The sequence below is a fragment of the Okeania sp. SIO2B9 genome (genome assembly GCF_010672505.1).
GTDB lineage: Bacteria > Cyanobacteriota > Cyanobacteriia > Cyanobacteriales > Microcoleaceae > Okeania > Okeania hirsuta.
Map to the genome: position 1 here is coordinate 1 of NZ_JAAHGK010000253.1, position 7,101 is coordinate 7,101.

Consider the following 7,101-nt stretch of genomic DNA (forward strand, 5'->3'; position numbering starts at 1 on the left):
CTTGTTCAGACTGAGCAAACCAAAAACCATGTAAAATCGCCATATTAAATATCTATCAAAAAGGTTATATGTAAGCATTTCCTGCGGAATGCCGCGCAAACAGCTATTAGCAGTCAGCTATCATCAATTAGTAATGAATTATTACTTCTAAGGTTTAGGAAGGAGACTGTAACAGTAATTTTTATTCTGCTTCAATTTCTCAATTATTTTACCTTCCCTCAAAATTAATAGCTGATAGCTAATAGCTGACGGCTGAATGCTTAAGGTTATATTTTGATTACTAATATTTTCTAATAAAAATTGTTGAATAATCAAACTTTATAGCAGGGAATAGTGAATCGTGGCAAAAGCTTTTCTCTGTATCCGATTCATCATCAACATAAGTCCTAACCAACTCGTTCCTTAACTATAGAAATCAAAAATGGCATCCTAGTTAAAATAACTGGATGCAGCCTCCGTAATTGAATATAGAAGGTTATAAAATAAAAGTATTATAGCGGTTTCTGTTCATCAAAATTCTACGAGAGGTAGTAGAAATTAATAGACATCTCTAGAAAATAGGGAAATACCAGATTGTTCCTTCTGTGGTAGATAACTAAACCCCTTGCTGCTTCTTCCATTTTATTTTTAATTTTTTTTTAATTTTTGGAGATGTGTAAAGGAAAGGACGCAGATATATCAAAAGCTTAAAACTTAGACAATGCCAGATTTTTCTTGACTCTGGTAGATAACTAAACCCTTCTTCCTTCTTACTTATTCCCTCTTACTTCTTAACTTCTTCCTTCTTAACTTCTTCCTTCTTCCTTCTTCCTTCTTCCTTCTTCCTTACAATTGCCCCATTAACAATGTTACGATTTCCACAGAAGCGAAAGAATAATATGATTAGAGAAGGAAAAAAAACTGGATGGAAGAGATAGACAAATCCATATCCTTTGATGGACGGGATATTAGACTAAAAGTTGGTTTATTTGCGCCTCAAGCTGGTGGTGCCGTGATGATAGAGTCAGGAGACACAGCAGTGTTAGTGACGGCCACCACCTCCAAAGGTAGAGAAGGAATAGATTTCCTACCTCTTTTGGTGGACTACGAAGAAAGACTCTACGCTGGTGGTAAAATTCCAGGTGGTTTTTTGCGTAGGGAAGGTCGCCCACCAGAAAAGGTGACACTTACTGGTCGTTTGATTGATAGGCCGCTACGCCCTTTATTTCCAAGCTGGTTGCGTAATGATATTCAAATTGTGGCCACAACTTTGTCCATGGATGAAGAGGTGCCACCAGATGTGCTAGCTGTGACGGGTGCTTCTGTGGCAGTATTACTAGCTCAATTACCATTTTATGGCCCAATGGCAGCAGTGCGGGTAGGTTTGGTAGGAGACGATTTTATTATCAATCCAACTTACCGTGAAGTCAAAAATGGCGATTTAGATTTGGTTGTCGCTGGGTCTCCTCAAGGGGTGATTATGGTAGAAGCAGGGGCAAATCAGTTACCGGAACAAGATATTATTGAGGCAATTGATTTTGGTTATGAAGCAGTTTGTGACCTCATTCAAGCTCAACGAGAAATTATTGCTGAAATGGGTATTGAACTTGTTGAATCGGAACCTCCGGAAGTAGACCCCACTTTAGAAGATTATATCAAAGACAAAGCAACAGAGTCGATCAAACAGGTATTATCTGAATACGATTTGGATAAAAATCAGCGCGATGAAAAACTTGATGCAATTAAAGAGTCTATTGCAGAAGCGATCGCTGAACTACCTGAAGAGGAACCTGTAAAGGTATTCATTGAATCAGATAGTATGGCATTAGGGAATGTCTTTAAGGGTGTCACCAAAAAACTGATGCGTAAACAAATTATTGATGAAGGTATCCGGGTTGACGGTCGTAAATTGGATGAAGTCCGTCCTGTTTCTTGTCGGGTAGGAGTTTTGCCACCACGAGTCCACGGTAGCTCTCTATTTAATCGAGGTTTGACTCAAGTAATGTCTGCTGTAACTCTGGGAACACCTGGTGATGCTCAAGAATTAGCAGACGACTTACATCCACAGGACGAAAAACGTTATCTGCACCACTATAATTTCCCTCCTTTTTCTGTAGGGGAAACTAAACCATTACGATCGCCTGGTCGTCGTGAAATAGGTCACGGTGCTCTAGCTGAACGTGCATTGAACCCAGTCATACCAACAGCAGAGATTTTTCCCTATGTTATTCGAGTGGTTTCAGAAGTGCTTTCTTCAAATGGTTCAACTTCTATGGGTTCCGTTTGTGCTTCCACCTTGGGTTTAATGGATGCTGGTGTTCCCATTACGAAACCTGTGAGTGGAGCAGCTATGGGTTTAATTAAAGAAGATGATGAAGTTCGTATCCTCACAGATATTCAAGGTATAGAAGACTTCTTGGGTGATATGGACTTCAAAGTTGCTGGTACTGATAGTGGTATCACAGCTTTGCAGATGGATATGAAAATTACAGGTTTACCTCTAACAGTGATTTCTGATGCAATTCATCAAGCTAAACCTGCACGGTTACATATTTTGGAGAAAATGCTTAGTACTATCGATCGAGCTCGTCCAGATATGTCACCTTATGCACCACGACTATTAACATTTAAGATTAGTCCAGACATGATTGGTTTAGTGATTGGACCTGGTGGTAAAACTATTAAGGGTATTACTGAGGAAACGGGTGTCAAAATTGATATTGATGATGATGGCACAGTGACTATTGCAGCGACTGATGGCGAAAAGGCGAAACAAGCTTGCAATATTATCCAAGGTATGACCAAGAAACTGAATGCTGGGGATGTTTATGTTGGTCGTGTGACTCGAATTATTCCTATTGGTGCTTTTGTGGAAGTGTTTCCAGGAAAGGAAGGAATGGTTCATATATCTCAAATTGCAGATTATCGTGTTGGTAAAGTTGAAGATGAGTTAGCAGTTGGAGATGAAGTAATTGTTAAGGTACGAGAAATTGATGCTAAGGGTCGGGTGAATTTAACTCGTTTGAATATTCATCCAGATGAAGCTGCTGCTGCTAAACTAAATGCAATGCAATGAGTTCTTAAATTAGCAATCAGAAGTCAGCAGTAAATGTGTGCGTTTGCGGAGCATTCCGGAATGGAAATGAGGATTTAAACCCAGAGCTGCAAAAAGCTGTTAACATTAGCGTTTGCGCAGCATTCCGATAGGAAAGATCCTCTGTTTACGCAGCATTCCGTAGGAAAAGAGGCAGTTCCTCTGCAAGAGGCTAACTGAATGCTAAAAGCTAATAGCTAGTTAAGGATAGTTACAAGTCAAAAGTAAAACCTCAGAAATGGGTAATAATCATTCTGTTGTCATTGTGCCGATAGAAAATTTAAGTTTTTCTTTGGAAATATCCCATTAACTGGCACACTTTTGACTTGGTAAGTAGGTTGGTAAAATTAAATATAAAATGCTTATAAGAGGGAACAGAAAACAGGAAATTTTGATTAAAAAGTATTTCACTTTACCTGAAATCTACCTCTTAAAGTTTTATATTTATTTATAACCACTGTTCTCATGTTCGGTTGAATACTTATAAATAACGATGATAGCTAAAAGTCTTATATTATCGGCAATTTATTCCCCTCCTGGGAGGGGTTAGGGGTGGGTTGCCAGATGAGCTGTTGCCTGCGCACAGCGCTATAATATCTGAAGAAAAAAGAGATCATGGCAAAATTTAAGAAACTATTTCACCCCAGAATTAAAAAACAACTGCCATTACGTTTGGTTCAGACCTTACCAGTAGTATGACAAATATGCGCTTTTATTAGCATACTAGGATGGTTGTCATTAGTTCATAGCCAAACAGCAGTTAATGAAATTGTTAATCAGCTCCAAAAAGAAATTAGCAGTCGGGTAGAAAAACGGACAAAAACTTACACAAAGATTCCATATTTATTTATGAAAATAGTAATTTTGATAAAATTTGCCCACCTGACAAATAAAAATTTGTCAATCAATATTGAAAAGTATTATTTTCTCTAAATACTCAAAATATTATGTCTTCTAATTTCCCCAAAAAATTAATTTTAATTACAGCACTTCTATCATTAATTCCATTAAGCACTGCTCAATACTTACCTCAAGTTAGTAATAATTTTATCTCTACATTTTGGCAGAAATTAACAACAGCAAATACTAGCAATAATTCACTTACTACTGCAGCTCCTTCCCCTTCAGTATCTAAACTACCAAAACCTCCACTAGCAACTTATAAAAACTTCGACATCGTAATTTATGGAGATGAACTTCAAGGAATATGTGCTGCTATTTCGGCTAAAAAAACATTAGGAAAGACAGGTAAAGTTGTACTAATACGTTCCAATTCTGAAAATGCAGCTCTAGGTGGTTTACTCACACGAAGTGGATTAGCTTATCTTGACTATGATAAAACACCAGATTGGCAATATCGACCATATTCTCAGTGCTTTCTTAACTTTTTGAAAAAAGCAAAAGTTGTCGAAGCTTGTGTTGCTCCAGACAAAGCAACAAAAGCAATGAAAGAAATGTTAGAAGCGGCGGGAATTGTAGTTATTTCTAATGCTTCTCTTACACCTTATGTCGAGAATAGAAAAATTAAATTTGTACAGATCGACGACACAAATATTAGAGTCAAAGCTGCTGCTTTTATAGACAGCACTCAAGATGCAGAACTAGCAAGAAAAGCTGGTGTACCTTACTATTTAGGATTTGCATCACAAAACCCACAACTATGGGATGAAACTATCGCAACTTCTATTGTTCCCACAGTGACTGGTTTAAGTATTTACGAATTCAAAAAAATAGAATCAAAAATACTGTTTAACCGTCAAAAAATGGCAAAAATTAAGACAAAAATTCAAGCAGACCAAGCACCAACAGATGCTAAATTTACCCTAAAAAAATTTAGATTGCCAATAATTAAAACATATAAAGATGGCTATATTAACAGAAGTATTGCTTTAGCAGGGGCTTATCATATTCATAGAAAACACTCTTTTAATCTAGATTTATCATCAGTATTTTTATTTGATAAGCTGAATATTTGTCGTGTGGGTCAACGGGAATTATCTTTGAATGGATTTTTGTTTAAATATAACAGTCAAAAAGTGAGAGAAATAGAAAATAATAACTTTCAACCAACTCAAGACATGATTACAGAGATGCAGGAACTTGAAGCTTGGTTGAGAAAAATGTCAGGGAAAGATGTCAAAGTAATTTTACCTTCTGAAGTTTATATTAGACATAGTTTAAATATTACGGATGTTGTTGATCCATTGACAGGAAAAGAAATTCTTCAAGGGGGTACTTCAGCAGAAAATTCTATTGGTACTTTTTCTTATGAATTTGATTTTAGGGGTGGTGTTAAAGGTTTAGGTATTAATTATTTACCTCTACCGATATATAACTTTGGAATTGAAAGTGCTTTAGCTAAAAATGTGAATAATTTAGCAGTTGTCGGACGCTCATCTGGATATATAGGAATTGCTGTAGCAGTAGCAAGAATTCAAACTATGAGTATTTATCAAGGACAAGCAATAGGAGTAGCAGCAGCTATGGCAAATCAAAAAGGTATACCCTTAAATCAAATCACTTCTGCTGAAGTTCGGGAAAAATTAGAACAATTAACTGGTAAAAAGACAAAATTAAGAGGTGAAAATCGAACTGGAAGTAGAGATTATAGTCATGTAAAATAACCTAAAGGGAATAGGGAGTAGGGGGTAATATATCTTATAGAAAATTTCATCTCAGTTAGGTACAGTACTAGCGGGCAATATGCCCGCACTACAGAGATTTAAACACTAATATTTGACTTCATATACGACCGAATCTCCTGTAAGTTCATAGCTATAATTCTTCACTCGCATTACCGAATTTAACTTATTATTTAATATAATAAAGTCATCAATAAGCATAGCATTATTTTTGGTATTTCATATATAGTAGTCGAAGCAAAGGTTAGGACAGATAAAAAGCTTAAAACTCAAACAAAGCAAGGTTTTTCCTTCTTCTTTCTTCCTTCTTCCTTCTGCTATAAAATCTAATTAGGGCTTGCTGATTAAATCTAAAAGCATTGACATATAAAGACTTTAGCCTTTTTGGGGTCGAAAAAAGTGCATGGTTTTCAGTCTAAAAGGCTCAAAAAGTTAGTATTTTAGGCAAGAGTTGGGCAGAAAAATCAAGGGACAATTCTTACTCCTACCTCCTCTAAATTCCCATTTATCCCCTCCTGGGAGGGGGAGGGGCGAGGGGTGGGTTGTCTCCTACCCCAGCAAAAAGACTTTCCATACGCAAACCCTAATCTTTCATAATAGCTTGCCCAAAAATATAAATTGATAGAATTGCTAATAATCCACGAAAAGCTAAACTGATAACTTTGTCTGGTAATTTAGGCAGAAATCTCGTACTAAATTGAACACCTAATAAACCACCAAATCCTAATAATGCTCCAGGTTCCCATAAAACATTACCTCTAATCCCATGACCTATACAAGCAGAAAAAGCTGTAATTACAATCACTCCTAAGCTAGTTTGAATAGCTACCTTAATACTTTCACCCAATAATAATATTTGCAAAGGTACTATAATTACACCACCTCCCACACCAAACAAACCTGCTAATAATCCAGCTAAACTACCAGTAATAACTCTAGCAATAACCTTGATATATTTATCTGGAAATTGATAATTTATTTCTTTGACTATTTTCTCAAACATTAATGGTAAAGGATGGGGAGTAAATGGCAAAAAAAATTCCACTATAAAATCTTGATTATTAGTATTTTCTGCTTTGAATTTAAGATTTTCCTGCTGATTATTTTGTAATTCTTCGTCTTTCTTTTTCTTCATTGTTATTTGTTTACGAAACTCCACTAAATAGATATTCAAAGCTAGAAATAATCCAAAAGCAAATAACAACCAACGAGAAGCAAATAAATTGGCAAAATATACCCCCAACTGAGCAGTAATCAAAGCCGGAAACCCTATTCCTAGCACTCGACTAATACTTAAATATCCCATTTTCCAGTTTTGAATACTACCAGAAGTAGCCGTAATTATAATTGATAAAGTGCTAGTAGCAACTGCTTGTATAGGTTCAA

At 36.1% G+C, this 7,101-nt stretch carries 4 protein-coding genes; 3 read left to right on the plus strand and 1 reads right to left on the minus strand.

All coding sequences use genetic code 11. From position 1 onward, the window contains the following. The first annotated feature begins 904 nt into the window (after nucleotides 1-904). The 3 genes from F6K13_RS11380 (at nucleotide 905) to F6K13_RS11390 (ending at nucleotide 5,697) form a co-directional block, all read left to right on the plus strand. Nucleotides 905-3,055 carry a polyribonucleotide nucleotidyltransferase gene (locus F6K13_RS11380; RefSeq protein WP_124144137.1) on the plus strand — a complete coding sequence of 717 codons (2,151 nt, stop codon included), beginning with the start codon at nucleotides 905-907 and terminating at the stop codon, nucleotides 3,053-3,055. Nucleotides 3,056-3,805: 750 nt separating this feature from the next. After that, complete coding sequence (locus tag F6K13_RS11385) at nucleotides 3,806-4,006, plus strand: hypothetical protein (RefSeq protein ID WP_124154390.1); 201 nt, start codon at nucleotides 3,806-3,808, stop codon at nucleotides 4,004-4,006. 14 nt (nucleotides 4,007-4,020) lie between these two features. Then, nucleotides 4,021-5,697 (plus strand): FAD-dependent oxidoreductase, encoded by a 1,677-nt coding sequence (locus F6K13_RS11390; RefSeq protein WP_124144136.1) that lies wholly within the window; start codon nucleotides 4,021-4,023, stop codon nucleotides 5,695-5,697. Nucleotides 5,698-6,298: 601 nt separating this feature from the next. Here F6K13_RS11390 and F6K13_RS11395 read toward each other — a convergent pair. Further along, nucleotides 6,299-7,093, minus strand: coding sequence for a sulfite exporter TauE/SafE family protein (locus F6K13_RS11395; RefSeq protein WP_287287408.1), 795 nt, complete (start codon nucleotides 7,091-7,093; stop codon nucleotides 6,299-6,301). Between the last annotated feature and the right edge of the window lie 8 nt (nucleotides 7,094-7,101).